Origin of the sequence: Thioclava sp. DLFJ4-1, from assembly GCF_002020145.1 — a bacterium.
Classification (GTDB): Bacteria; Pseudomonadota; Alphaproteobacteria; order Rhodobacterales; family Rhodobacteraceae; genus Thioclava; species Thioclava sediminum.
In genome coordinates this window covers 26,381-50,452 of the sequence record NZ_MPZT01000007.1, presented here as the reverse complement: position 1 = coordinate 50,452, position 24,072 = coordinate 26,381, and the positions used below count along the sequence as shown (strand labels likewise).

29 protein-coding genes are annotated in these 24,072 nt (G+C 60.5%); 18 read left to right on the top strand and 11 right to left on the bottom strand.

Translation table 11 applies throughout. From position 1 onward, the window contains the following. The first annotated feature begins 30 nt into the window (after positions 1-30). The 7 genes from BMI85_RS20120 to BMI85_RS20095 all read left to right on the top strand — a co-directional run bounded on the left by BMI85_RS20120 (position 31) and on the right by BMI85_RS20095 (position 6,633). Complete coding sequence (locus BMI85_RS20120) at positions 31-663, top strand: hypothetical protein (RefSeq protein ID WP_078602560.1); 633 nt, start codon at positions 31-33, stop codon at positions 661-663. An 11-nt stretch (positions 664-674) separates the two neighbouring features. Further along, the gene (locus BMI85_RS20115) at positions 675-1,709 is read left to right on the top strand and encodes a cytochrome c oxidase subunit II (protein ID WP_168174828.1); all 1,035 of its coding nucleotides are present in this window, start codon (positions 675-677) and stop codon (positions 1,707-1,709) included. A 27-nt stretch (positions 1,710-1,736) separates the two neighbouring features. Continuing rightward, positions 1,737-3,566, top strand: a complete 1,830-nt coding sequence (locus BMI85_RS20110) for a cbb3-type cytochrome c oxidase subunit I (protein ID WP_078602558.1) — start codon at positions 1,737-1,739, stop codon at positions 3,564-3,566. After that, entirely contained in the window at positions 3,563-4,120 is a 558-nt protein-coding gene (locus BMI85_RS20105; protein WP_168174827.1) for a cytochrome c oxidase subunit 3, read from the top strand. The genes BMI85_RS20110 and BMI85_RS20105 overlap by 4 nt, the downstream gene beginning before the upstream one ends. A 13-nt stretch (positions 4,121-4,133) precedes the next feature. Then, the gene (locus BMI85_RS21515) at positions 4,134-4,310 is read left to right on the top strand and encodes a hypothetical protein (RefSeq protein ID WP_168174826.1); all 177 of its coding nucleotides are present in this window, start codon (positions 4,134-4,136) and stop codon (positions 4,308-4,310) included. Then, the gene (cyoE, locus tag BMI85_RS20100) at positions 4,307-5,224 is read left to right on the top strand and encodes a heme o synthase (RefSeq protein ID WP_210402386.1); all 918 of its coding nucleotides are present in this window, start codon (positions 4,307-4,309) and stop codon (positions 5,222-5,224) included. The genes BMI85_RS21515 and cyoE overlap by 4 nt, the downstream gene beginning before the upstream one ends. 219 nt (positions 5,225-5,443) lie before the next feature. Then, positions 5,444-6,633 (top strand): IS3 family transposase gene (locus BMI85_RS20095; protein WP_143595211.1). Its coding sequence is split into 2 segments (ribosomal slippage): positions 5,444-5,696 and positions 5,696-6,633, totalling 1,191 coding nucleotides; the frame shifts between segments, so codons are not numbered across the junction. Between the two features lie 4 nt (positions 6,634-6,637). Here the strand turns inward: BMI85_RS20095 and BMI85_RS20090 are convergent. Next, positions 6,638-6,898, bottom strand: coding sequence for a type II toxin-antitoxin system RelE/ParE family toxin (locus BMI85_RS20090; protein ID WP_078602555.1), 261 nt, complete (start codon positions 6,896-6,898; stop codon positions 6,638-6,640). Between the two features lie 5 nt (positions 6,899-6,903). Then, the gene (locus tag BMI85_RS20085) at positions 6,904-7,146 is read right to left on the bottom strand and encodes a type II toxin-antitoxin system ParD family antitoxin (RefSeq protein WP_078602554.1); all 243 of its coding nucleotides are present in this window, start codon (positions 7,144-7,146) and stop codon (positions 6,904-6,906) included. Between the two features lie 462 nt (positions 7,147-7,608). On the opposite strand from BMI85_RS20085, the gene BMI85_RS20080 reads away from it, so the two are divergent. Continuing rightward, a complete protein-coding gene (locus tag BMI85_RS20080) occupies positions 7,609-8,262 on the top strand; it encodes a hypothetical protein (RefSeq protein WP_246832608.1) in 654 nt (217 codons plus the stop codon). 237 nt (positions 8,263-8,499) lie between these two features. Next, positions 8,500-9,342 (top strand): hypothetical protein, encoded by an 843-nt coding sequence (locus tag BMI85_RS20075; protein ID WP_078602553.1) that lies wholly within the window; start codon positions 8,500-8,502, stop codon positions 9,340-9,342. 209 nt (positions 9,343-9,551) lie between these two features. On the opposite strand, the gene BMI85_RS21715 is transcribed toward BMI85_RS20075, so the two are convergent. Beyond that, positions 9,552-9,818: an IS30 family transposase gene (locus BMI85_RS21715; protein ID WP_246832607.1), complete on the bottom strand. Its 267-nt coding sequence runs from the start codon at positions 9,816-9,818 to the stop codon at positions 9,552-9,554. Between the two features lie 354 nt (positions 9,819-10,172). On the opposite strand from BMI85_RS21715, the gene BMI85_RS20065 reads away from it, so the two are divergent. The 5 genes from BMI85_RS20065 to dps are packed head-to-tail and all read left to right on the top strand — an operon-like array spanning position 10,173 to position 15,093. Continuing rightward, entirely contained in the window at positions 10,173-11,303 is a 1,131-nt protein-coding gene (locus BMI85_RS20065) for a molybdopterin-dependent oxidoreductase (RefSeq protein WP_210402385.1), read from the top strand. Continuing rightward, positions 11,303-11,794 carry a hypothetical protein gene (locus tag BMI85_RS20060; protein WP_078602551.1) on the top strand — a complete coding sequence of 164 codons (492 nt, stop codon included), beginning with the start codon at positions 11,303-11,305 and terminating at the stop codon, positions 11,792-11,794. Before BMI85_RS20065 ends, BMI85_RS20060 begins: the two co-directional genes overlap by 1 nt. After that, a complete protein-coding gene (locus BMI85_RS20055) occupies positions 11,791-14,385 on the top strand; it encodes a cbb3-type cytochrome c oxidase subunit I (RefSeq protein WP_078602550.1) in 2,595 nt (864 codons plus the stop codon). Before BMI85_RS20060 ends, BMI85_RS20055 begins: the two co-directional genes overlap by 4 nt. Continuing rightward, entirely contained in the window at positions 14,382-14,609 is a 228-nt protein-coding gene (locus tag BMI85_RS20050) for a hypothetical protein (protein WP_078602549.1), read from the top strand. The genes BMI85_RS20055 and BMI85_RS20050 overlap by 4 nt, the downstream gene beginning before the upstream one ends. A 1-nt stretch (position 14,610) precedes the next feature. Continuing rightward, positions 14,611-15,093 (top strand): DNA starvation/stationary phase protection protein Dps, encoded by a 483-nt coding sequence (gene dps, locus BMI85_RS20045; RefSeq protein WP_078602548.1) that lies wholly within the window; start codon positions 14,611-14,613, stop codon positions 15,091-15,093. Here the strand turns inward: dps and BMI85_RS20040 are convergent. The 8 genes from BMI85_RS20040 to BMI85_RS20015 all read right to left on the bottom strand — a co-directional run bounded on the left by BMI85_RS20040 (position 15,073) and on the right by BMI85_RS20015 (position 20,342). Then, positions 15,073-15,711 carry a uracil-DNA glycosylase gene (locus BMI85_RS20040; RefSeq protein ID WP_210402384.1) on the bottom strand — a complete coding sequence of 213 codons (639 nt, stop codon included), beginning with the start codon at positions 15,709-15,711 and terminating at the stop codon, positions 15,073-15,075. The genes dps and BMI85_RS20040 overlap by 21 nt on opposite strands. Further along, the gene (locus BMI85_RS20035; protein ID WP_210402383.1) at positions 15,701-15,928 is read right to left on the bottom strand and encodes a YrhK family protein; all 228 of its coding nucleotides are present in this window, start codon (positions 15,926-15,928) and stop codon (positions 15,701-15,703) included. Before BMI85_RS20035 ends, BMI85_RS20040 begins: the two co-directional genes overlap by 11 nt. Positions 15,929-15,940: 12 nt before the next feature. Continuing rightward, a complete protein-coding gene (locus tag BMI85_RS21585) occupies positions 15,941-16,063 on the bottom strand; it encodes a DUF2474 family protein (protein WP_143595209.1) in 123 nt (40 codons plus the stop codon). Next, positions 16,063-17,073, bottom strand: a complete 1,011-nt coding sequence (cydB, locus tag BMI85_RS20030; protein ID WP_078602545.1) for a cytochrome d ubiquinol oxidase subunit II — start codon at positions 17,071-17,073, stop codon at positions 16,063-16,065. Before cydB ends, BMI85_RS21585 begins: the two co-directional genes overlap by 1 nt. After that, on the bottom strand, positions 17,070-18,500 hold the full coding sequence (locus tag BMI85_RS20025; RefSeq protein ID WP_078602544.1) for a cytochrome ubiquinol oxidase subunit I: 1,431 nt from the start codon (positions 18,498-18,500) through the stop codon (positions 17,070-17,072). Before BMI85_RS20025 ends, cydB begins: the two co-directional genes overlap by 4 nt. Positions 18,501-18,566: 66 nt before the next feature. Beyond that, the gene (locus BMI85_RS20020) at positions 18,567-19,592 is read right to left on the bottom strand and encodes a YeiH family protein (protein WP_078602543.1); all 1,026 of its coding nucleotides are present in this window, start codon (positions 19,590-19,592) and stop codon (positions 18,567-18,569) included. Positions 19,593-19,697: 105 nt separating this feature from the next. Then, complete coding sequence (locus BMI85_RS21510) at positions 19,698-19,862, bottom strand: hypothetical protein (protein WP_168174824.1); 165 nt, start codon at positions 19,860-19,862, stop codon at positions 19,698-19,700. A gap of 60 nt (positions 19,863-19,922) precedes the next feature. Then, complete coding sequence (locus BMI85_RS20015) at positions 19,923-20,342, bottom strand: hypothetical protein (RefSeq protein WP_067262795.1); 420 nt, start codon at positions 20,340-20,342, stop codon at positions 19,923-19,925. 103 nt (positions 20,343-20,445) lie between these two features. On the opposite strand from BMI85_RS20015, the gene BMI85_RS20010 reads away from it, so the two are divergent. From BMI85_RS20010 to BMI85_RS19995, 4 genes are all read left to right on the top strand, one after another. Further along, a complete protein-coding gene (locus BMI85_RS20010) occupies positions 20,446-21,030 on the top strand; it encodes a sigma-70 family RNA polymerase sigma factor (RefSeq protein ID WP_210402382.1) in 585 nt (194 codons plus the stop codon). Next, complete coding sequence (locus tag BMI85_RS20005) at positions 21,027-21,791, top strand: anti-sigma factor (protein ID WP_078602542.1); 765 nt, start codon at positions 21,027-21,029, stop codon at positions 21,789-21,791. The genes BMI85_RS20010 and BMI85_RS20005 overlap by 4 nt, the downstream gene beginning before the upstream one ends. A 112-nt stretch (positions 21,792-21,903) precedes the next feature. Continuing rightward, the gene (locus tag BMI85_RS20000) at positions 21,904-22,719 is read left to right on the top strand and encodes an extracellular solute-binding protein (protein ID WP_078602541.1); all 816 of its coding nucleotides are present in this window, start codon (positions 21,904-21,906) and stop codon (positions 22,717-22,719) included. Positions 22,720-22,838: 119 nt separating this feature from the next. Continuing rightward, complete coding sequence (locus BMI85_RS19995) at positions 22,839-24,059, top strand: sulfite oxidase (protein ID WP_246832606.1); 1,221 nt, start codon at positions 22,839-22,841, stop codon at positions 24,057-24,059. The last annotated feature ends 13 nt before the right edge of the window (positions 24,060-24,072 follow it).

Below are 24,072 nucleotides of genomic sequence, written 5' to 3'. Positions count from 1 at the left end.
AAATCACCAGCGAAAGGGGGAGGTCGCAAGGTGAAAAACGAATTCAAAGGGGAAATGAGAAGCGTCAGCGGTTGGTCGGTCCTGTCCGGAGCCGTGGTGCTGGCTGTGCTGACTGGCAGCATGTTGGTCTGGGCCAATAATGCCCGACCTGCCGACCGGACGCATTTCACGATTCATATGCTCGATTACGCATTCGAGCCTCGGCATATGGTTTGGCACGTGGGCGAAACCGTGACCGTAACGCTCGTAAACGACTCCGAAGCGCATCCCAGAAAAGGACACGAATGGATGGTCGGTCGTGGACCGAACCTAAAAGATACGGTCTTCGGACCGCGTCACGTAGACGGTTTTCATGTGCCCTTTTTTAAGGATGTAGACGTCAAGGTGGTCAGCGGACACGACCTGGTCATGTTCATGGGGGGCGCAGCGCACTTGAGCGGCGTGCCAGTGAAAGACGTTCTTCGCACAGGACCGATGGGGCCGATGGAAGAAATGTCGGGCTTTATGCCTCTGCTCGATGCCGCAGGGCAGCTGACGATTTCCTTCAAGGTGCCGGACAAGCCCGGGCAATGGACCTACGGCTGCTTCCAACAATCAGGCCAGCATTTCGTGAACGGCATGCGCGGCACTATCGACGTCGTCCACGACAAGCCGAAAGCGTGAGGGGAAGGGCTATGGACCGTGAAACCCGCAATCACATCCTCTGGCTGAGCGCTCTTTGGGTCGTTTTCAGCGCGCTTGGTGAATGGCTCGTGCAAGTGGCCGTGGAACATTGGCCCCTGATTGCCTCAACGCAAGGCGCTGTCACCGGCGAGGCGATATTCTTCCTGATGCGTGCGACGGTGCCGGTCTTCGTGATCGTCACTCTAATCATTGGGTATTCGGCAATCCGGTTCCGGGTGCCACAGGACGACGAGAAGCCAGCCGAGGCGCAATTCGCCACCAATGGCCTCTTCATCGCGGCTTGGGTCGGCCTGAGCGCCCTGCTGAATGTGATCTTCATTATCTATCCCGGCGTCTATGGGCTCGAAACTCTGTGGTCGAGCGCACGCGCGGCGGTTGCCCCCAATGCCCTCACGGTGAAGGTTACCGCAAAGCAGTGGGAATGGGACTTCAGCTACCCGAACGAAGGTATCGAGACCGTCGACAAGTTAATTGTTCCGCTCGACCGACCGATCCATTTCATCCTTCAGTCCAAGGACGTGATGCACTCTTTCTGGGCGCCTGCCTGGGGCATCAAAAAGGCTGTAATCCCCGGTGAGACACGCGACCTCGTCGTGACCCCGACCAAGATCATGGACACTCTGAGCGATCCGACCATGCGCATTCAATGCGCCCAAATCTGCGGCGCCGGCCACCCGGTGATGCGCAGCGAGCTGCGCGTGGTGTCCGCCGCAGATTTCGACACTTGGGTCGCCAAGCAACAAGACGCAGCGAAGCAGGAAGCCAGCTCGATGAGCGGCATGAATATGGGTGGCGGCGGTTCTGGGCAATCCGGCGGAATGCAAATGCAGGACAACGCGTCCGGAAGCATGAACATGAACGGTTCGGGCCAGCCCGACAGCGCGTCGATGCAGGATCAGGGTGGCGGCAGCATGGATATGAACAGTGAAGGCTCTGGCGGATCGGCGAGTATGAACATGCCCTCCAGCCAATCGAACACTGACATGCAGATGCCAAATATGAACAGCAACGGCTCAGGGAATTGATGCCGGGGGAGCGATAGGAGGACGCCGATGAGCGATCATTCCGGAATGATGGAGACGAATGAGAAGCGGCATGGCTGGCTGCATCATGCAGCGCCGATGTTGCGGGCTGCCTTGTGGGCCGCGATCGGGGTTCTGGGGGCCGACTGGCTCGTTGCGGCCCTCCTGAACGACCGGCTGGCAGGCGAGTGGCCGGTGGTCGCGGCTTTCTCCGCGGGCACGGCTGGCTGGATCCTCGGCGGCGGTGCTTTCGAGGCCTGCATCCGGCCTTGGTTCGGAAATGCGGCGGCTTGGGACGAAGGGCACGGGATCGGGCGCTTTCTGCGCTTTCACACCGATCACAAGATCATCGGGATGCAATATCAGATCACGGCAATCCTGACCTTCCTTGCTGCCGGGCTGGCGGCGATGATGATGCGGCTCGAGCTTCTAACTCCAAATCTCGACGTCTTTCAGACATCTCAGGCCTATAACGAAGCCTTTGGCGTGCATGGCAGCCTGATGCTTTTCGCAGTGTCCGTCGTAGCCATCGTCGGCGGCTTCGGGAATTATTTCGTCCCTGTCATGGTCGGCGCTGACGATATGACATTTCCACGCCTCAACGGGCTGAGCTGGTGGTTCCTCGTGCCGGGCGTGATGGCGATCCTTCTGAGCCCCCTTGCGGGCGGCTTCCAGACAGGCTGGACAGGATATTCGCCCCTCGCGGCCGAGGATGCGGTCGGACAAGATCTCTATTATCTTGGTGTCTTCGCGCTCGGACTGTCGTCACTCTTCACCGCGATCAACGTCATATCCACGACGCTCTACATGCGCGCCCCGGGACTTGGCCTCGGCCGTTTGCCGATGTTCGTCTGGGGCATGTTCGTGACCTCGGTGCTGAACCTGCTTTGGGTGCCGGTAATCGGAACGGGGATGATTTTCGGTCTCGCCGATCGCACGCTCGAGACCCATTTCTTCGACAGCGAAGGCCTCCCGGTTCTTTGGCAGGACTTGTTCTGGCTCTTCGGTCATCCGGAGGTCTACATCATCATGCTTCCCGCCTGGGGACTGTGGCTCGAAATCATTCCCGTTTTCGCGCGCAAACGCCTCTTCGGCTACGGATGGGCCGTCGCCGGAATGATCGGGGTGACGGTGCTGTCCAGCTACGTCTGGACTCACCACATGTTCACCACCGTCGCGGACAATCGTCTGGTCCCGTTCATGACGACGACGGAGTTGATCTCGATCCCAACCGGCTTCATGTATATCGCCGCGCTGGGGACGCTCTGGAAGGGCCGACTTCGGTTACGCACGCCGATGCTGTTCGCCCTCATGAGCGTGTTCAATTTCCTCATCGGCGGCTTCACAGGCGTATTCCTCTCCGACGTGCCGGCGGATTTCCAGCTCCACAATACCTACTTCGTCGTGGCCCATTTCCACTACACGATCATCGGAGGCATGGTCTTCGCGTGGCTTGCTGGCCTCTACTATTGGCTCCCGAAATTCTCGGGGCGGATGTATAATGAGGGCTGGGGCAAGCTGTCGGCTTGGCTGGTGTTCTTCGGGTTCAATCTGACATTCCTCGGCATGTTCGTGGCCGGCTTTGATGGCATGAACCGGCGGGTCGCGGAATACATGCCCTATCTCGGCAATATCAACGAATGGGTCTCGATCTGGGCCTTCCTCTTGGGGCTCGCCTTCGGGATCGCACTTCTGAACCTGCTCGTCAGTGCGATCAGCGGCAAACCTGCAGGCGACAATCCCTGGGGCGGCAAGACGCTCGAATGGCAGACCAGTTCGCCGCCTCCGCACGGCAATTTCGTGCGAGAGCCCCTCATTACGGACCATTTCTACAACTACGGCGCGGGAGATCAGACATGAGCACCGCAAGCATCAATGCCCCGAAGGATCTGAGCGAACGCCAACGACGAATGTATCGAGGTTCTTTCTTTCTCGTGATCATTGGCGAAGCGATGATCTTCGTCACTCTGTTTTCAACGCGCTTTCTGCTGGCGGGCACCGGGCACCCCGACACACTGAACACCCCGCTCGGACTTGCGGTAACGGTGCTTCTCGTGATCAGCCTCGCGCCGCTCGCTCTTGGCCTCGGCCGGGTGCAAAAGGGCTCTAGCGGTGCCTCCTGGCTGTGGCTTGCCGTGCTTCTGGGGCTCATCGCCTTGGCCCTGATCGTCTACGACTGGTCGACCCTCCAAGTGGCGGTCGGCAGCCGCTATGGCGAAAACTACGTCATGAGCACGGGCTATCATGCCCTGCATATCTTGCTTGGTCTCATTGGGCTGGCCGTAATCGCGGGAGCCGACGGGCACCGGGCCTTCACCGCAGGCAATCACTGGCAGGTCGAGGCGGCAGCGATGTTTTGGACCTTCGTCGTGATGACCTGGCTGATACTCTATGCCGTTTTCTTCATCTACTGAGCGGAGGTCCGATATGTTCAACCTCAATGTTCCTGAAAGTCCTGGCGAACCGATCCTATGGTGGCTGTTCTGGTTCACGGTTTCGGTCGTCGCCTACACTGTTCTGATCGTCTGGTTCTGGCGCGCGTTGAAACGCGAAACCCGCGACCTGCCTGACCCAGCCGAGCCCCGTGATGAGACGTCGGCGTGATCCGCTTGCCCCATATGGAAGCATCGCGCACATCCGGTTCCGAACTGGCGAGAGCCTATTTGGAGTTGTGCAAACCGAAGGTCGTGATGGTGATGATCTTCACGGCATTGGTGGGCGAGCTTCTGGCCGATCCGTTGGCTCTACCGATCCGGGCGCTTATTCTGGGCAATCTCGGAATCGCCATGGCGGCAGGATCGGCGGCGGCAATCAACCATCTGATCGATCAACGCCTCGACGCACGCATGGCGCGCACGCGCCGGCGCCCGATCCCGACAGGGCTCATTTCTTCGGGCCCCGCGCTGGTATTCGCGCTGGCTCTCGGCGCAGCCGGTCTGATCCTACTCTACACACTGATCAACCCACTGACCGCCGTGCTGACGTTCGCCTCGCTCATCGGCTACGCGGTCATCTACACGGGGTTTCTAAAGCGCGCGACGTCGCAGAACATCGTGATCGGCGGCCTCGCCGGCGCGGCGCCACCGCTTCTGGGCTGGACGGCCGTGACTGACCGGATCGAAGCGCTTCCGGTTCTGCTGGTGATGATCATCTTCGTTTGGACACCCCCCCATTTCTGGCCTCTCGCCATCCACCGCATCGAGGACTACCGCCGCGCCGAAGTGCCGATGCTGCCGGCTACCCATGGTGAGGTTCACACGCGCTGGCAGGTGCTGTTCTACACTACCCTGATGGTCGCGGTGACGCTGGTGCCCGCATTGATTGGTCTGACTAGCTTCATTTACCCCGCAGCAGCGCTGACGCTCGGTGGCATGTTTCTGTTTTATTCAATAGCGATGCTTGTTTCGCCCGACCCGAGCTGGCCGATGCGAACTTTCCGCTTCTCGATCACCTACATCCTCCTGCTGTTCGGAGCGCTTGTCATCGACAGCTATCTCATGGCGGCTCTTTTATCCTGAGGCTGTGAGACAGGAACGCGACTGATATAATGGGATGAACTGCCTTCCCACCAACCGCTGCGATCGTTGCGGGCATAGGTGGAAGGAGGAGTATCTCATAAACATCAAGGTTCTGGGAACTGATCTGTGTAAAACCGTTTGCAGTCTTGCCGGGCATGACCTGCCACGGGATTTTTCCTCCACCATCGATTAGAGTCCGACCCAACTTGAGGACGGACAATGAAGCGAACGAGATTCACGGACGAGCAGATCATCGGCATCCTGGCCGAACACGAGGCAGGCGCGAAGTGCGCGGACTTGTGCCGCAAGCACGGCATGTCGGAAGGGACCTTCTATAACTGGAAGGCGAAGTTCGGCGGCATGACGGTGCCGGAGGCAAAGCGGCTGAAGACGCTCGAAGACGAGAACGCCAAGCTGAAGAAGCTGCTGGCCGAGCAGATGCTGGACCTGGCGGCGATGAAGGAACTGGTTTCAAAAAAGTGGTAACGCCTGCCTTGAAGCGCGAGGCGGTCGCGCATCTGAAGGCCCAGTTCGGGCTCTCGGAACGGCGGGCGTGCCGGATTGCCGGGGCGGATCGCAAGATGGTCCGCTACCAGACGCAGCGTGCGCCGGACACGGTGCTGCGCGGGCGGTTGCGGGAGCTGGCCAACGAGCGTCGGCGGTTCGGCTATCGGCGGCTCTTCGTGCTGCTGCGGCGCGAGGGAGAAGCCTCGGGGATCAACCGGATCTACCGGCTCTACCGCGAAGAAGGCCTGACGGTGCGCAAACGAAAGGCACGGCGCAAGGCTGTCGGAACGCGAGCCCCGATCCTGGTCGAGGCGCGGCCCAATGCGCGATGGTCGTTGGATTTCGTTCACGACCAGTTCGCCAACGGTCAGCGTTTCCGGGTGCTCAACGTGGTCGACGATGTCACCCGGGAGTGCCTCGCGGCGATCCCGGACACCTCGATCTCGGGGCGCCGGGTGGCTCGTGAACTGACTGCCCTGATCGAGCGCCGCGGAAAGCCGGGGATGATCGTCTCTGACAACGGCACCGAACTGACCAGTAACGCAATCTTAACCTTCGCTACCGCGCACCGGATCGAGTGGCACTACATCGCCCCGGGCAAGCCGATGCAGAACGGCTTCGTGGAGAGCTTCAACGGGCGGATGCGGGACGAGCTGCTCAACGAGACCATGTTCCGAAACCTGGCCCACGCGCGGATCGTGATCGCCGCCTGGGCTGCCGACTACAATACCGAACGCCCGCACTCGGCCTTGGACTACCAGACACCGGCTGACTACGCGCGGGCCCTGACCTCCGCAATCGCCCGCCCCGCTGCGCGAGATGATAGCTCCGCGCGTCGGGCGATTGCTCAACCTGCGCCGATCGGCGTAAACACCAACCGGGCTCCGGTCGCGGCTGGATGAAAGTTCAGTGGCAGGTCACTGCCGCGCCATCCGCGGCATCGAGCCGCTTGTAGAAGATCACGTGACGCTGGCAGTTGACGGATCGCATCCCCGGGACGAAGAGACTCCTGTCCCGACCCCGGTCGGGATCCCCGGTGATTTGCTCGAAGGCGGTGACCAACTGGCGGTAATAGACGAGCCATTGGTCCCTACCCCAGGTCTCGACGGTGTAGGCACGGATCTCTTCAAGGTCGGACCTGGCCCGACCGGAAAGTCGAATAGTCATGCGGGTCAGCGATCAAACGCATCCGGCTCGAAGGCTCGGGCTTCGAACTCGGCGAAGTCTCCATTTTCGGCCAGGGTGGCTGCCTCCTCGAGGTCGGCCTTGAGCACATAGAACTGCCGGGCACCATCCCGCTCCATCAGCATCCTCACGCCGGCGCGCACGACTTCGCTCAGATTGGCGTAAGCGCCGGACTCGATCTGCGCCTGCACATATTTCTGCATCGGTTCGGTCAGGTGGACGTTTGGCATCAGACTCTCCTATCTATACTCAATCATATCAGATACTGACATAAATCTTCAAGCTGATGTTCGATCCCAACATAGGCTCGTTGCTCCATACCGTCCTTCTGCGCCCGGATTCCAGCCGGGGAGCCAGGCGAGACAGTTTTCCGATACTGCCCGTCCCGAGACCATGAGCGCTCCGACACGCCGTTTGATGGACTCATGCGGTCTAGTCTTTCGTGACCGCTTTCGTGGCCGCATTGGAATGCCACATTTGTATTTGATTACAGATGTTTGTTTGGCAGCCAACGTGAAACAAGGCCGCAATTTTGGCCACTTTCAAGACGCCACAAAAGCCCACACCGGCGTCAGAACTCGGAAGCCGTCACGCGACACAAGCGAACAATCGCATGCCTTCATCAATCAAATCTCCCTGCTATCATTAATGTTGTTTCGTATCGCTGCACCATTATAGATGGAGTCGGCATCATGAAGCACGTGATCCACGGCGTGGCCACTGCCACGGCACTAACCATATCCGGAATAATGGCCTCGTCAGCTCCGGCTCAGGCCTATCAGGTCGACTGTGCAATCCTCCTCTGCCTTGCGGGCGGCTGGCCTGCCTCCGCGCCCTGCGCGCATGCCAGAGCGGTCTTCATTCGGCGGATCACGCCATGGCCGATCGAGCCGCCCTTGCAAATCTGGCGGTGTCCGATGGGTGTGTCGTTCAACGATCCCAACCCGATGTCGCCCATGGAACGCCTTTATGACATCACGTTCCGCGATCCGCCCGAGCCGCAGGAATCGACTCCAATCCCCCTTGTCCGCGTCCAGGCGGATGAACAAGCAGACATCGACATCTCAGGCGACGCCTTTGATTTCGTGCGCAGCATTCGCGTCTATCACATCCAGTACCGCCAGCACGAAAACCGAGATGGCGACTGCAATCGCAGCGACTCCACGCGATTGGGGTCCTACGGCGTGCAGGGCGACTACCGATGGACAAGATCCACCGTGGGCCAGGTGCCAGCCGCATCCGGCCTGAGCATTCCGAATGGATGCGGCAACTACTTTTACCGTTCCGTCTTCGTCGACTGGCGTGATCACGCCGGGAACTACGGTTCTGAAGAAGTTCGCTACTGACAAAATCTGCGCGCGGTTTTGCCGCGCGCGTCATCTCAACCCCGCCCGGGAGGCTGTGCAAAAGCCCCTGAAAAGGAGACGACGCCAGACCGTGAAGCCTGACGCCGTGCTAGAAAACTCCGTGAACAAGAGTTTCCTAGCGCACCGCTAAAACACCTGCAACCAGCAAAGTTGTTTTGCTGGCAAGAATGTTGTTGTCTCACGACATGGCGTCGGATCTCCAAGGAGACCTCGACCATGGAACCTACGACCGGCTTGATCCTGCGACGGATTACGCAGACAAATCTCTCTGTTGCAGCGCACAAGCTTGCCACCCTCATCCTCGACGCCATCGCCTGGAAGGATGGCTACAACGGTTTGTCGCGCGGAACGGCAGCCTTCACACTCTCGGCCCTGGCGGAGAAGATGGGTGTCTCACGGCAGTATCTTGCGGTTCTTCTGAACGAACTTGAGGCTTCGGAGTTGCAGCTCGAGCGGGCGAAGCCGAATGGCAAGTTCGCGCCCTGGATCTTTCGGTTTTCCGCTTTCGACGAGGAGAGTGAAACCCATGATCTCGTGTCAGGTGAAGGTGACACATCACTATCTAGAGATAATAATAACAAAACTATCTTCTCAGGACTGATCGACATCACCGCGAGTTCGAACGTTTTTCAGACCAGTTGGGCGGAGCTCATCAAAGCAGCGAAGGCAACGCTCCCCTGCTGGAACGTCGACACTCAGGTCATCTGGGACCGCTTTCTCGCCTTCAATCGCTCCCGAGGCAACGGCCGGGTGCCTGCCGGCTTTTTGCTTGGCTTCATGCGCCGATGGCGGAATTCGCCGGGGACTCCGCCTCGTCCCGAGGTGAAACCATCGCAGAAACGGGTAGCAGACCCCAAAGAGCGCGAATTGCTAAGACAGATGCAAGCCGCACCAACTGCGAACCGCCAGTTCCACGCGTCCGACTTGTGTCGCTTGATCGGGCACGCTGCCTACGAAGCGCGGGTACTCGATGTGATCCGCAGGTTTGGGTGTCAGAGGTTCTCAGCAACCTTGGCGGTGCACGGACGAGCGGTGTTGGCAGGGGAAATTTCCAGGTAGTCTATTTGCGATGCTGTGGCTTAGGGCCGGAAAGCCACCACTGTAGGTTCAAGGCTGGTTGCGACAGTTTCGCTATCTTAGTTTCATCATATCGTCCCTGAAGGCTTCCATCGGGGTTCCGTTCAGGCGGGCGCAAATCGGCTTCATATTGTGATTTAAGAGCATTGCCACCGGCGTCTCCCGTGGCAGGTAGCGCCGGGCCCGCTTGTTCAGGTTTCGACCGACCCTTTCTGCCAGGAAGCCTGAGGATCGCAGAACCAGACCTCGGTGCCGATCCCGGGCTTGAGCTTGCGCCAGCTGGGGAACTCGATCCCGCGGTCGAAGGTGATCGACTGGCGCGCCAGTTGGGGCAAGCGGTCCACAATCTCCATGAGCCAGTCCATCAGATGCGTGGTGCTCCGGTCGTTGTTGCGGAACAGGGCGGCGAAGCGGGTCTTGCGCTCGACCAGCGAGGCGATGTTCGCGTTGCCATTCATGCGCGCGTCGCCGGTTGGATCAGTCCGGTTTCTACTTGGGTTTTGGTGGTTCTGGTCGCGACATACCTTTGGAATGTCCTGCGAAAGTGATGCCGGAGCTGCCCAAAGCGCACTGAGGGGCCGATCGTCGACAAGAACTGACCGCCACCCATCCCCTGAAATATGCCAACGGGCGGAGAAACCTGTTTCGACAAGGGAATAATCGAGGCTTGAAAAACGTCCCTTCAGTGTAGGCTGCAGAAGGACGTGACGGTGCACGAAACAAAACAAGGCGCTCAGCAAGCGATCTCACGTCGCGCTCTACTCGCATCGACCGCCGGCATGTGTGTGTCCGCGCTTGGTGCCAGAATGGCTATGGCCGGTCCGCCCTATGACGATCCCGTCGCCCGGTTCCCAGAAAAAACTGCGTTGCGGCTGCTGAATGATCGTGCGCCGCAGCTTGAGACGCCTTGGCGGTACTTCAAGGAGGATCTGACCCCCAATGAGGCGATGTTCGTCCGCTGGCACTTGCAACCCATCCCGACCCATGTCGACCTGAACACCTGGACATTGCGGGTGGGCGGCCATGTCAACGAGACACTTTCGCTGAGCATGGACGACATCCGCACGATGCCCGCACAGGAATTCGTGGCCGTCATCCAATGCTCAGGCAACTCGCGACGGTATTTCGCGCCCCGTGTCCCCGGCGGACAATGGGGAGACGGGGCGATGGCCAACGTGCGCTGGAAGGGCGTGCGTCTGTCGGACGTCCTGGAACGCGCGGGAATGAAGTCCGGCGCCGTGCAGGTCACGTTCAACGGTCTTGATACCGGTCCGCTTCCCGCGACGCCCGACTTTGTCAAGGCGCTCGACGTCGATCACGCGATGCAGCCAGAGATCCTGCTGGCCTACGAAATGAACGGTGAGGAACTGCCACTTCTAAACGGTTTTCCCATGCGGCTGATCGTGCCGGGCTGGTACGCCACCTACTGGGTGAAGTGCCTGTCGGAGATCACCGTGACGGATACCATGTTCGACGGTTTCTGGATGGCCAAGGCCTATCATATCCCCGACAATGCCAATGCCTCCGAGGCGCCGAATGATCTGGCCAAGAACACGGTTCCCATCAACCGATTCAACACCCGCTCCTTCTGGGTGCACCCGAGCGAGAAGACCGGCGAAACCGAATTTGCGAACGGCGCCACCATCCCGCTGGAGGGCGTCGCGTTCGACGGTGGAAGCGGCATCGCATCGGTCGAGTACTCGCTGGACGGCGGCGGGACCTGGCAAGAAGCCACGCTCGGAGATGACATGGGCGGCTACGCGTTCCGGCGCTGGCGCGCCGAATGGACCCCGACGACGCCGGGTGCCTACCAGCTGAAGGTCCGCGCAACAAGCAATGACGGCGAAACGCAGCCCGTGGATGCGAAGTGGAACCATGGCGGCTACATGCGCAACGTGATCGAGACAGTCGATGTCACGATCACAGGGCAGGAGGAAGGCTGATGGCCAACAAACATCCCGCCCCGAAGGACCCGTCCGAAGTCAGCCGCGAATACGACGAGACGCGCCGCCGGCTCGACGGGCCCGCGCTGATGATCGCCATCCCGCTTCTGCTGGTCGCGATCTACTTCGCTTTTTACGGTGTCGATAGCGGACGATCAGACATTGAAACGGCGCAAATGGGGACGCCAGCAGCCGAGGCCGGACAGGTCAGACCGATCACTGCCGCCACATCCAAAACAATCGAATTGCCGCATCTGCAGCCGATCTTGCCACCGGGTCCGGGGCTGGAAGCTGTCGAGGTCAATTGCGTCGTCTGCCACTCGCCGCGCCTGATCACCGATCAACCAGACTTTTCGCGCGAGCAATGGGCCGAGATCGTCCACAAAATGGTCGGCACCTTCGGTGCTCATGTCACCGCAGACGACCAGGATCTGATCATCGATTACCTGACTTTTATCAAGGGCACAGACACCAGCGGGGACGGCCAATGACAGACGCGACCTTTGAAAGTGCGAACGAAAATCATCGGGCGGCACCGCAAGTCACAACATCTCTTGTTCGCGCGCATGTCTATGCCGCGCTCTCCATGGTCATCATCTCGGCGCTGTTCGGGATTATTGTCGCGACCAAGATGAACTGGCCCGGATTTCTGGGTGAGACAGCGGAGCTGACCTGGGGCCGGGTGCGCTATGCCCACACGCAGGGCATCTTCTTTGGCTGGCTGAGCAACGCATTCATCGCGTTTCTTTATTACGGCGTGCCGCGACTGGCCGGTCGATCCGTCACAAGCACGTCATTGGGCTGGGTCATTTTCGTCGCTTGGAATCTTTTGGCCGTGCTGCCGGGCTGGGCGCTGGTCCTGGCAGGGTACAGCCAACCGCTCGAATGGGCCGAGTTCCCGATCATCATCGACGGGGTGCTGATCGCGGCGATGGCGCTTCTTTTCGTCCAGTTCGTCGTGCCGTTCTTCCGGACTCGGATGGCCGATCTCTATGTCTCGGGCTGGTATTTCCTCGGCGGCATAACCTTCACGATCTTCGCCTATGCGGTCGGAAATTTCGTGCCGGAATTCCGGCCCGGTGCGGAGGGCGCGTCCTATAGCGGGCTCTGGATCCACGATGCGGTCGGACTGTGGGTCACGCCTCTCGCGGTCGGCATCGCCTACTACGTCATCCCCGCCGCCAGCGGTCGGGCGATCTGGAGCCACTTTTTGTCGATGATCGGCTTCTGGCTTCTGTTCTTCGTCTATCCGCTCAATGGCTTGCACCACTACCTGTTTTCCTCCATCCCCTTGGAGATGCAGAAAGCCGCCGTTGTGGCCTCTGTCTATCTGGGCGTTGCCGTCATCATTGTAGTGACGAACCTGATGATGACCCTGCGGGGCCTCGGCGGGAAGGTCACCGGTGATCCGGCGCTTCGCTTCGTCTGGCTCGGCATCGTGTTCTACCTCGTCGTCAGCCTGCAAGGCTCGTCACAGGCGCTCATGCCATTCAACCGCTACATTCATTTCAGCGACTGGGTTATAGGGCATTCGCATCTCGCCCTGCTAGGGTTCGCGAGCTTCATTGCCGTCGGCGGCATGCTCTACGCATGGCGCAACACGGTCGGGGTGCGATACAATCCGCACCTCGCGACGTGGTCCTTCTGGCTCCTGTCATTCGGACTACTGGCCATGGTCTTGGTCCTGACGATTGCCGGGATGATTCAGGGCCAGTTATGGCAGGGCGGAGGTCCGTGGCTAGATAGCGTCGAGGCGTCGCGCCCCTATTGGGTCATCCGCACGCTGACCGGTGTTCCAATCATCCTGGGTTTCGGCGCGCTGATCTTGGCGATGACGACCGGTCAGCGGATCGCAGCCCAAGACACCCATGATTCAAGCCAGGGTGCCGCGAAGTTCCAAGACATCAACATTTACTCCCACGCGCGGCGCAATCGCTGGCTTCGCGGGGCCTATGCTGTGACCGGCCTCGCCGGGCTGGGCTTCTTCGCGCTCTCTTTTCTTGCACTCGCCGTCTGGCCCTCTCGGGAGGTAGCCGCAACGATCGAACGGACCACGCCCGTGGGAGCGATCACCTATACGGTGGCCGAAGCGCGGGGGCGTGATGTCTATGCCCGCGAAGGCTGCGCCTACTGCCATTCCCAGATGATCCGCGCGCTCCCCGCCGATGAAAACCGCTTCGGCCCGGCCAGCCAGGCCTGGGAGACCGCACAAGATACGCCGCAGATGTGGGGCACCCGCCGGATCGGGCCCGACCTCAGCCGGGAAGCCGGGCGTCGCCCCGCCGACTGGCAGTTCGCGCATCTCTACGATCCTCGCTCGGTCGTGCCGCGGTCGAACATGCCGGCGTTCCCATGGCTCTTTGACGGGTCCGCCACCGAACCGACGCAGGAGGCCATCGATCTAGTGGCTTACCTCGAAGCGCTTGGGCGCAACCGCATCCTCGCCGGGGAAGCAGAGCCGTTGACCACGAGCGCAGAGGGACGCGCCCCTGACCTGTTGCTAAGCGATGTCGACGCGCGGCTGCCAGGACGCGGCAAGGCGCTCTTCGAAGCAAATTGCGCGGGCTGCCACGGGGCCGAGGGCTTGGGCGATGGCCCCTCCTCGGACGCGTTTCTGCCGCATCCCCGCAACTTGGCGGAGGTCCGGCTTTCCGACGACCGCTTGTCGGTGGTTCTGTGGAATGGCGTCGAGGGTTCCGCCATGCCAGGCTGGTCTCGTCTGCCAGTCGCAGACCTGTCGGCGATCGCCGCCTATGTCGAAACCCTTCCTCGCAACGTGGCCGCCGAGGAAAGGACGCCGGATGCCTTTGCTGGCGCCGGCATCTATGCACAGAATTGCGTTGTCTGCCACGGCAACAATGGACGGGGCGATGGCCCGTCCGCAGGCGCGCTGGCCCCTGCACCCTCCAACTTTCACGAAGAGCTCCCCTCCCTCGACTACGCGATCAAGGTGCTGACCGAGGGCGTGCCCGGCACATCCATGCCCCGCTGGGACACGAAATTGTCGGCTGAGGAGATCGAGCAGGTCGCGCGATATGTACGGACGTTCTACGACACATCAGCGGAGGAGAATGCGCAATGATCGCCAACTTGATCGTCGTTACCGCCACGCTGCTGATCGCGGGTTTTCTGATTGCGCGGATTTTCGTTCCCGGTGCGAAGGCGTGGTTCGAGGCACCGAAACACCGGTTCATGCGTGACGAAACCGCCCATGCCGACCGTCACCGCCGAAAGGCATACGGGAACGAAAGACCGATGCACGAGACGCCACCCGAAGATACCGATCGATCAGATAAGGAGAGTTAACATGCCCCGGAAGTACGCCAGCGGCCTCGACGATCCCACTTCGGTCAAGATGGTCGAACTGCTCAACAGCAACCTCAGCCTGGTCATCGACCTATCGCTTGCGGTCAAGCAGGCCCATTGGAACCTGAAGGGCACCGGCTTCATCGGTGTCCACGAACTGCTCGACACAACGGTCGCGCATCTACGAGACATTCTTGATACAATTGCCGAACGTGCGGTCATCCTTGGCGGCCTTGCGCGCGGGACGACGCAAACCGTGATCGAGGGTTCGACACTCGAGCCCTATCCGACGGACATCACCGATATCCAAGATCACTTGCGCGCCTTGACCGATCGCTACGACGTGGTCGCGGCGTCGCTCAGAGACGCCATCGGCACAGCAGGAGATGCCGGTGACGAGGACACCGCCGATCTCTTCACCGAGGCCAGCCGCATCGTCGACAAGGATGCGTGGTTCATCGGCTCAAACCTCAGCGGCAACTGATCCATGCGGTGATTGACCAATGATCCCGGCCACGGATTTAAGGCCCTTATCGATCCTGAACTGGATTTCAGGATCGGTATTCACATAGAAAGAGCTTGGATGCGGGATTTCGATGACCGGAATCTCTTTACCAAGACCCGCAATCGCCGGGTTCGCCTTACCCGCCCATCGTCCCGCCAGGACAATTACCTGCAAGTTCTTCAGTAGACAAAAGAGCGCAGGCAATTGATCGAGACCGTCCGCAAGCTCGGACGCGGTCAGGCGGCGATTACGTGTCAAACTCGACGGCGCAAGCCAGGGCACAATATTCCACAATAACGTTGTTGACCGTTCGAGGCCTGCGCGATCAAGCGCGCGTTTGAGGTTGCGCTGCGTTGGTGACGGATTGTCGCGGGACACGAACCGGGGATGCTCCCCGCGCCTGGCTGGTCGTTCGAGCAAGATGAGAACGCTTGCATCCTCCCCTCCGTCCAGCGGATCGAACCAAGGCACATCCCGGCTGAGGTTTTGAAGCCCGCGGCAATAGGCGTTGAGGCGATGCATGTGCGGCGCGTCGAGCGCGGCCAACCGGGTCGCCCGAGCCGCCGGTGTGCTTAGCTCGGTGGCCTCAACCACCATCGCGTTCGCGCTTCTCATAGACGGCCTTGGTCACCTCTCCGAGAGCGCCGACGAACATCAGCGCCGAGCCGACGACGAACATCCAGACAGCAAGCGTTTGCCACGTCTCGAATATCTTGAAGAACAAGACAGAGCCGATCACGAAGAGAGCATTGCCGGTAACCGCGATCGCCAGATGCCAGTGCCGATATTCGCGCACGATAGTCTCAAGTTGCATTGCCATTTTTCCTCATGCGCCGATCCAGAGCCGCAGCCCATAGGCAATGGTGGCGACAGTCCCGACCCCCGCAAGCCACAGCAGGACGAACCACGCCAGGCGCTTGTGCAATGGTGGCTGATCATGTTCGGGCATCAATGATACCCCTCGTCCGGATCCATCTTTCCGCGGAAGACCCAGTAGGCATAGGCCGTGTAAGCCAGGATCACCGGGATGAGGATGGCGACTCCCACCAGGATGAAGATTTGGCTCATGCGTGGCGCGGCGGCCTGAGCGATGGTGACCGTGTCCAGCACAATGTAGGGAAAGATAGAAACGCCAAGCCCGACAAAGCAGAGCCCGAACAGCGCTAAGGTCAGCGGGAAGGGCCATGCGTCACGGCGTTCGGCCAAGCGGCGCAAAAGGAGCCAGGCGAGTACGCCTACCCCAAGCGGAACCGGTGCAGTCAGCAAAATCCGCGGCCAAGCGAACCAGTTCTGCCAGTAGGACGCTTCGAGGAATGGTGTCACCGCGCTGACGAACAGGATCGCAGCCAGTGTCGTATATGTCAGGCGGTTTGCGAGTGTATAAGCATAGTCGCGCAACGTGCCTCCGGTCTTGAGGATAATCCAGGTCGCTCCAAGAAGTGCATAGCCGATCACAACCGCCAGACCCGTCAGCGCGCTGAAAGGTGTGGCCCAATCCCACCAGCCGCCGCCATAGGCATTTTTTGTTACCGTCACCCCCTGCAGGATCGCGCCAAGTGCCACGCCCTGCGCAAACGCTGCAACAAGCGAACCACCCGTGAAGGCGATGTCCCACAGGAAACGGCCCCGTTCGGTCCGCCAGCGGAACTCGAACGCGACGCCGCGAAAGACGAGACCAAGCAGCATGGCAATGATCGGTGCATAGAGCGCGGGCATGAGGATCGCGTAGGCAAGCGGGAAAGCCGCAAAAAGTGCGCCGCCGCCGAGAACGAGCCAGGTTTCATTCCCATCCCAGACTGGTGCGACCGAATTCATCATCACGTCCCTGTCGTGCCGCTCGGGAAAGAACGGAAAGAGCAGCGCCACACCGAGGTCGAAGCCGTCCATCACGACGTACACAAAAATTGAAAAGGCCACGACGAAGGCGAGGCTCGTCGCGAGATCAAGCGAGCCAGTCATTTGCCGTTCTCCTCGCGCTGGCCCATCACTGCATTCGGATCCATGGAAGTTGCGGGCGTGATCCCGGCCGCGCGAATTGGCTGCCCTCCCGTGAGACCTGGCTCGTGGGGCTTGGGCGCGTGGTTCATCAGGCGCAAGAGGTAGAAGGTCCCGGCCGCGAAAACCACGGCATAGACGACGATAAAGGCAATCAGTGACGTCCCCACCGCCGGGACAGCCAGCGGCGAGGCGCTATCCGCTGTCCTGAGCAATCCGTAAACGGTGAATGGCTGCCGCCCGACCTCGGTCGTGACCCATCCCGCCAGAACCGCGACGAAGCCTGCAGGACCCATTGCGAGGGCAACCATGTGCAAGCCGCGCCAATCATGGAGCTTGCCGCGCCACCGGGCAAAAAGGCTGATAAGGCCGAGACCCAGCATTGCGAAGCCCAGCGAAACCATGATGCGGAACGACCAGAAGACAATCGCAACCGGCGGCCAGTTTTCGCGGGGGATCGTTTCCAGCCCGTCAAGGGGCGCGTTCAAGTCATGTTTGAGAATGAGCGAAGAAAGCTTCGGAACTTCGAGCGCGTAATCGACCTGCGCGGCGTCCTGGTCCGGCAAACCGAACAGGATCAGCGGCGCGCCGTCCGGATGGCTTTCGAAATGACCTTCCATCGCCATGACCTTGGCGGGTTGGTGTTCAAGCGTGTTCAGTCCGTGCTGGTCGCCCGCAAAAATCTGAAGTGGGGCCACGAGAACCAGCATCCACATCGCCATCGAAAACATCTTGCGGCTGGCAGGGCCCGACCGACCGCGCAGGTGATGCCAGGCAGCAACACCGCCGACCACGAGTGCCGTCGTCAGGTAGGCCGCCAGCACCATGTGGACCAGCCGGAAGGGAAAGGACGGATTGAAAATGACGGCCAGCCAGTCTTCGGGCACAAACTGCCCGGCATCGGTGACGGCATGACCCGCGGGGGTCTGCATCCAGCTGTTGACCGACAAAATCCAGAAGGCTGACATCAGCGTGCCAAGCGCAACCATCAGGGTGGCGAAGAAATGCAGCCCACGGCCAACACGCTTCATTCCGAAGAGCATGACCCCGAGGAAGCCGGCTTCGAGAAAAAAGGCCGAAAGCACCTCGTAGGCCATCAGCGGCCCCACCACCGGCCCGGCCTTCTCGGAGAAGACCGACCAGTTGGTTCCGAACTGATAGGACATCACAATGCCCGAGACGACACCCATACCGAAGGCGACCGCGAATATCTTCTTCCAGTAGTGGAAAAGATCCAAATATACCTCGCGGCCTGTTTTCAGCCACAAGCCCTCGAGTACCGCAAGATAGGATGCCAGCCCGATCGAGAAGGCCGGAAAAACAATGTGAAACGACATCGTGAAAGCGAACTGCATCCTGGCGAGCAGCACTGGATCAAAGTCAGTCAGCATGCATGGCGCTCCCAGCAATCAAAGTTACGAGAGGCTGGAGATAAACTCTGGCGATTGTCCATCACCTCAGCCTCCCTGCGTGAGCAGGACAAGCAGGAGGCTGAGCAATACGATGAAAACCCAGGATGCGGCCCCGAGCAATGCGGGACGCACGCCTTCCGCCGCCAATTTTCGGATGTCAGTCTCAAGCCCCATCGCCGCCAGCGCCATCGCAAGCAGAAACTGCGTGAGGCCCGTTGTCCACGGTTCCACAACTTGTGGCACCCAACCGGTTGAGGCAATTCCGACCATGCCGACAAAGCCAAGCACAAACCAGGGAATGGGCGCGCCCCCGGCCTGTTTTCCGTCGACTTGCTTCGCGGCAAAATAGCCGAGGATCAGCACCATCGGAGCCAGCATCATGACGCGTGTCAGCTTTGCGATTGTTCCGAAATGCCCAGCCTCTTCGCCCTGCTGGAAGGCGGCGGCAACGACCTGCGCAACTTCATGGATCGAGGCTCCGGTCCAGAGGCCATAGGCGTGCGGCCCAAGCTGCAGGAACGTTTCGGCCACCGGGATGAGAACCATAGAAAGCGAGCCAAATACGGTCACGCAGGCAACCGCATAGGCCACGTCTTCGTCGCTTCCGCGGGTCACGGTGTTCGTCGCGATCACCGCCGAAGCGCCGCAGATGGATGTGCCCGCCGCAATCAGCTCTGTCAGTTTCGCGTCAAGCCCGAGTTGACGTCCCAGCCATTTGGTGAAGAAGAAGGTAGCAACGAGCGTGGCCACAATAACGCCGACGCCGACCCAGCCCACGGCGGCGACCTGTGCAAAGGTCAGCTGCAGCCCGAGCAGTATGATACCGGCACGCAGTATCTTTTTCAGGCTGAATGTCACACCAGGTTTTGCGGCGGCGGGGGTTCCGATCAGATTATGCACAGCCATCCCGATCAGAATGGCCAGGATCAACGGAGATAACAGATTGAAGCCGGGAAGATAGCGCAAACCGAATGCAGCCATTGCAATTGCGCCCGTCAGCGCAAGTCCGGCCCAAGGAGACCGGGGCGCGTTTTGTTCGGCGGTATTTTCAGGAAGTACTGTTTCGGTCATTTCGCCCTCATTCAATCAGTTGCGATCGGACATCCGCATAGATCGGGGGCGTCTATAGCTACAATCCAATCACACTCTTTTCGCCATAAATGGCTGTAAACGTTTCTATTCCGAATGTTCGATGTCATTTGCGGCGTCGTTCGGTAGCGGCTCCGAGGCATCTTCATAGAGCGCGGCAAACAGCGCAAATGCGACGGCCGCCGCCATGCCCGCCAAAGGGACCCAGTGCCATCGTTTCGATTTCTCGGAGTCCGGTTCCAGGTTCGACATATTGTACCTCCAAAAAACGATCTGGCCGGGCGATCCGAAGAGCACCCGACCGTGAGAGGTTCAGTCGTCGATCGAGATCGGGCTGACCAATGGGCCACCATCGACAACCACCGGCTTGTCGTTCGCAACGCTGCCGGGCCCGAATTCATAGACGCCGAGTTCGCCATCATCGACGTGCAGCATCGCGATGACCTTGTCGCCATCATATTCACCGGTCAGCGGCACATAGACGTTCTCGGTCATGCCTGCCTTGACATAGGTATGGCCGATCGAGGCCGGCACGACGGGCTTGCCGTCCTTGATTGCGTGGATCACGACCCAGCCATCTGCCGCGGCGGTCACGGACTTGACCACGACGGCGTGACTCAGTTCCTGTTCTGCGGTTTCGAGCGCGTCGGACACGTGGCCGTCAGCGAGGGCGACGGACGCGGTGGCGGTCAGGGCCGCGATTGTGGCGATAGTCTTCTTCGTTACGTTCATCAGAACTCTCCTTTGAATTCGGTTGGAGCGCCGCTTCGGGCGGAGCTTGTAGGGTTCACGACTGTCCGCTCGAAACCCTTCCCAAGTTTCCGTTCACGAACCCGTGATAGACAATCTGGAAAAGATCTCTGGGAATAAACCGGTGGGCTCAGGCGTCACTTTGGTGAATGCATGCAGCGGAGACACCATGCCGACCCATCACGCCCTTGCCCAAGAGGCCGACGCCATGAAGCGGTACGCGATCACGCTGACGCGCGACGTGCATACCGCCGATGACCTCGTGCAGGATTGCATGGAACGGGCCTTGCGCAAGTGGACGCTGCGGCGTGAAGGCGTGCCGCTTCGGGCCTGGCTCTTCACGATGATGCGCAATCTGCATGTCGATGGCTGGCGGCGGGCGAAACGACGTCAGACGGAATCGCTTGAGACCATGACATCACCGCCCGAGATACCGCCGACCCAGGAAAACCATGTCGAATTGAACCGGCTGCTGGCGCGCGTCATGTCGCTGCCCGAGGATCAGCGGGCGGCCTTGATACTGGTCAGCGTTGAAGGCTTCACCTATCGCGAGGCCGCCCAGACGCTTGGCGTGCCCGAAGGCACGATCCTGAGTCGCGTGAGCCGGGCCCGCGCCGCCTTGCGCGAGGCCACCGGCGAGGCCTCCCCGAAACTGAGGAGCGTAACATGACGCGCGCGCCGAAGGATATCCGTGAAGAAGATCTTGTAGCCTACGTGGACGACGCCCTGACGCCCGATCGGAGAAGCCAGGTCGAAGCCTATCTGAACGACACGCCAGAAGCCGCGCATCGGGTGGAAGCCGACATGGCCATCGCCCGCGATCTGCGCCGTGCCTTCGCTGGGCTGGTTAGCGATCAACAACCAGCAGCGCTTCCGGCGACTGACCCGCGCAAGCACATGCCGTTGGCATGGGCTGCGTCGGTTGCGATGGCGCTGATGATCGGCGGTGCGGCAGGTTGGGTCCTGCGCCCCGACGCAGTTCCACAACCGACATCGGGCCTTGTGGCCGAAGCCTTCGCCGCACATCGCACCTTTGTTGTCGAAGTCGCGCACCCGGTGGAGGTCGGGGGCGAGAACAAGGGCCATCTGGCCACCTGGCTGACCAATCGGCTTGGTCGGCCTTTCGCTATCCCCGACCTGCGGGTCGCGCGCCTGTCGCTGGTCGGTGGGCGGCTCCTCCCCTCGCCCACCGAACCAGCGGCGCAATTGATGTATGAAGACGGCAACGGTCAGCGCCTGACGCTTTATCTGCGACGCGGCAGCGAAGGCGATCCGAGCTTCCGATTTGCTGAAACGGCTACCGAGCAGGCGTTCTACTGGAGCGATACGGAGTTCGCCTATGCCTTGACCGGGGCATTGCCACGTGCGCGCCTTCTGGAAATCGCGCATCTGCTTCAGGCGCAGTTCGAAGATCCCGGCGCGCCAACCTGACCTCACGCAGGCGTGAACAAAAAACCCGGAAGGGTTCTGCATCTCCGCCCGTCAGTCCTGTGAAGGCCACTCCGACCGGGGGTGGTCGGTACACGACCTGACAGGAGATGCCATGCGACTGACGACACTTCTCGCCACCACAATCCTCGCCGCTGCGCCGGCGTTGGCCGACACTGCTGCCGACCGCCGCGGTGATACGCCGTTCAACGACCCATCCATCCAACACGCGCCGAAGGATGGCGTCGTGAAGCTTTACGGCGCTGGCGGACCGCACACGGCGTTCCGGAAGGTCGCGGCCGTCTTTGAAGAGCAGACCGGCACCAAGGTCGAAGTGATCGCTGGCCCGGAGTCGAAGTGGACTGCGGATGCCCAGAAGGATGCGGATATTCTCTGGGGTACCTCCGAACAGTCGATGACCGCCTTCCTGCTGACCTATACCGCCTTCGATCCGGCGAAAGTCGAGCCGATCTACCTGCGTCCGACGGTGATCGCGGTGCAGGCCGGAAACCCGATGGGCATCGAAGACTTCGATGACCTTTTGGCCGACGGGGTGCGGGTTGTCGTGACCGAGGGCGCAGGGGTCTACAACACCTCGGGCACCGGCACATGGGAAGACGTGGCGGGCCGTTTGGGGAACCTTGATGACATCGCCGCCCTGCGGCGCAACATCGTGGCCTATGCGCTTGGCTCGGGTGCCTCCTACGGGGTCATATCCGGCGGTGATGCCGACGCGTGGATCACCTGGCCCAACTGGCCGATCACCAAGGACGACCTCGACATGATCGAACTGGCCGAGGACCGGGTGATCTACCGCGACGTGAACGTCGTGTTGTCGCCCGATGCCGATCCGGAAGCACAGCAATTTCTCGATTTCCTCGTCACCGAGGAGGCGCAGGACCTCATGGCGACCGAAGGCTGGCGTCGCTGATCCACCCTTAAAAACCGGAATTCAGGAAATCGGCCACGCGCGTGGCCGATTTTTTTTGCGGGTGGCGGGAATAAAGACAATCGGCCGGACGTCTTTCAATCATAAGGGTGCTGTATGCCATGGAACGCGGTGCCCTAAACCATGGGAGGAAAGCAATGAATTTTCAGACACAAGTGAAGCGTCGCCACTTTCTAATCGGCTCGGCCGGAACCGTGGCCGCGGCTGCGGTCGGCGGCTCGGCGATCGCGCAGGACGCGACCGATCCGCTGCCCGATTACGTGGCCTGGAAGGACCCCAACGATTTCATCGTCCATTCGAAACAGACACTCGAGACGAAGCGCGCGGTTCAGGGCACTGAGCTGATCACGCCGAGCGATGAACTCTACATCCGCAACAACCTGCCCGCCCCGTCCGAAGAGATCGTCGCCGACCGCGATGCGTGGGAGATCGAGATCGACGGCGTTGCCAACCCCGGCTCACTGACCGTGGGCGACCTGAAAAAGATCGGAGTCGAAACGGTCGTCTGTGTGTTGCAATGTTCGGGCAATGGTCGCGCCTTTTTCGATCACGAGGCGAGCGGGTCGCAATGGTCGGTCGGTGCCGCGGGCAACGTGGTCTGGACCGGCGTGCCGGTGCGCGCGGTGATCGAGGCGATGGGCGGCGCGGATGCGGACTCCGTGTTCCTGACCGGTACGGGTGGCGAAGAGATCCCGGACGGCCTGCCACCCGAGACAATTCAGGTTGAACGATCGGTTCCAAAGGCAGCGATGGATCAGGCGATCCTGGCGTGGGAGATGAACGGTGAGCCTTTGCCGCTTGCCCATGGCGGCCCCCTGCGGCTGGTCATTCCGGGGTACTACGGCGTGAACAACGTCAAGTATATCAAGCGTCTGGCAATGACGGTCGAGGAATCGCCCAATAAGATCCAGCAAACAAGCTACCGCGTGCGCTCTGTGGGAGAAAAGGGCGATCCCTCGCAGCCGTCAATGTACGAAATGGTCGTCAAGTCTTGGATCACTGGGCCTCTGATGGATGCGGCGACGGGTAAGGTGCAGATCCACGGCGTCGCCATGGGGGGAGTCAGCGGTCTGGACAAGATCGAGGTGTCGACCGACGGCGGGCAAAACTGGGCAGAGGCACAGTTTCTTGGCCCGGACCTTGGCCCATATGCCTGGCGGCCCTTCGTGATGATCACAGAACTGTCCGAAGGCACACATATGCTGGCAAGCCGCGCCACTAACGAAGCGGGCGATAGCCAGCCCGAGACCTTTCCGCCGAATGAACGCGGCTATGGCAACAACGGCTGGCGCGCCCATGCCGTCGACGTGACCGTCAGCTGACCTCAACAACCGG

Bases quoted from the DNA above. Each gene is read 5' to 3' on its own strand.
- BMI85_RS20115 (WP_168174828.1), top strand. From the start codon at position 675: ATGGACCGTGAAACCCGCAATCACATCCTCTGGCTGAGCGCTCTTTGG.
- BMI85_RS20110 (WP_078602558.1), top strand. From the start codon at position 1,737: ATGAGCGATCATTCCGGAATGATGGAGACGAATGAGAAGCGGCATGGC.
- BMI85_RS20105 (WP_168174827.1), top strand. From the start codon at position 3,563: ATGAGCACCGCAAGCATCAATGCCCCGAAGGATCTGAGCGAACGCCAA.
- BMI85_RS21515 (WP_168174826.1), top strand. From the start codon at position 4,134: ATGTTCAACCTCAATGTTCCTGAAAGTCCTGGCGAACCGATCCTATGG.
- BMI85_RS20090 (WP_078602555.1), bottom strand. From the start codon at position 6,898: ATGACTATTCGACTTTCCGGTCGGGCCAGGTCCGACCTTGAAGAGATC.
- BMI85_RS20085 (WP_078602554.1), bottom strand. From the start codon at position 7,146: ATGCCAAACGTCCACCTGACCGAACCGATGCAGAAATATGTGCAGGCG.
- BMI85_RS20080 (WP_246832608.1), top strand. From the start codon at position 7,609: ATGAAGCACGTGATCCACGGCGTGGCCACTGCCACGGCACTAACCATA.
- BMI85_RS20075 (WP_078602553.1), top strand. From the start codon at position 8,500: ATGGAACCTACGACCGGCTTGATCCTGCGACGGATTACGCAGACAAAT.
- BMI85_RS21715 (WP_246832607.1), bottom strand. From the start codon at position 9,818: ATGAATGGCAACGCGAACATCGCCTCGCTGGTCGAGCGCAAGACCCGC.
- BMI85_RS20065 (WP_210402385.1), top strand. From the start codon at position 10,173: ATGGCCGGTCCGCCCTATGACGATCCCGTCGCCCGGTTCCCAGAAAAA.
- BMI85_RS20060 (WP_078602551.1), top strand. From the start codon at position 11,303: ATGGCCAACAAACATCCCGCCCCGAAGGACCCGTCCGAAGTCAGCCGC.
- BMI85_RS20055 (WP_078602550.1), top strand. From the start codon at position 11,791: ATGACAGACGCGACCTTTGAAAGTGCGAACGAAAATCATCGGGCGGCA.
- BMI85_RS20050 (WP_078602549.1), top strand. From the start codon at position 14,382: ATGATCGCCAACTTGATCGTCGTTACCGCCACGCTGCTGATCGCGGGT.
- dps (WP_078602548.1), top strand. From the start codon at position 14,611: ATGCCCCGGAAGTACGCCAGCGGCCTCGACGATCCCACTTCGGTCAAG.
- BMI85_RS20040 (WP_210402384.1), bottom strand. From the start codon at position 15,711: ATGGTGGTTGAGGCCACCGAGCTAAGCACACCGGCGGCTCGGGCGACC.
- BMI85_RS20035 (WP_210402383.1), bottom strand. From the start codon at position 15,928: ATGCAACTTGAGACTATCGTGCGCGAATATCGGCACTGGCATCTGGCG.
- BMI85_RS21585 (WP_143595209.1), bottom strand. From the start codon at position 16,063: ATGCCCGAACATGATCAGCCACCATTGCACAAGCGCCTGGCGTGGTTC.
- cydB (WP_078602545.1), bottom strand. From the start codon at position 17,073: ATGACTGGCTCGCTTGATCTCGCGACGAGCCTCGCCTTCGTCGTGGCC.
- BMI85_RS20025 (WP_078602544.1), bottom strand. From the start codon at position 18,500: ATGCTGACTGACTTTGATCCAGTGCTGCTCGCCAGGATGCAGTTCGCT.
- BMI85_RS20020 (WP_078602543.1), bottom strand. From the start codon at position 19,592: ATGACCGAAACAGTACTTCCTGAAAATACCGCCGAACAAAACGCGCCC.
- BMI85_RS21510 (WP_168174824.1), bottom strand. From the start codon at position 19,862: ATGTCGAACCTGGAACCGGACTCCGAGAAATCGAAACGATGGCACTGG.
- BMI85_RS20015 (WP_067262795.1), bottom strand. From the start codon at position 20,342: ATGAACGTAACGAAGAAGACTATCGCCACAATCGCGGCCCTGACCGCC.
- BMI85_RS20005 (WP_078602542.1), top strand. From the start codon at position 21,027: ATGACGCGCGCGCCGAAGGATATCCGTGAAGAAGATCTTGTAGCCTAC.
- BMI85_RS20000 (WP_078602541.1), top strand. From the start codon at position 21,904: ATGCGACTGACGACACTTCTCGCCACCACAATCCTCGCCGCTGCGCCG.
- BMI85_RS19995 (WP_246832606.1), top strand. From the start codon at position 22,839: ATGGAACGCGGTGCCCTAAACCATGGGAGGAAAGCAATGAATTTTCAG.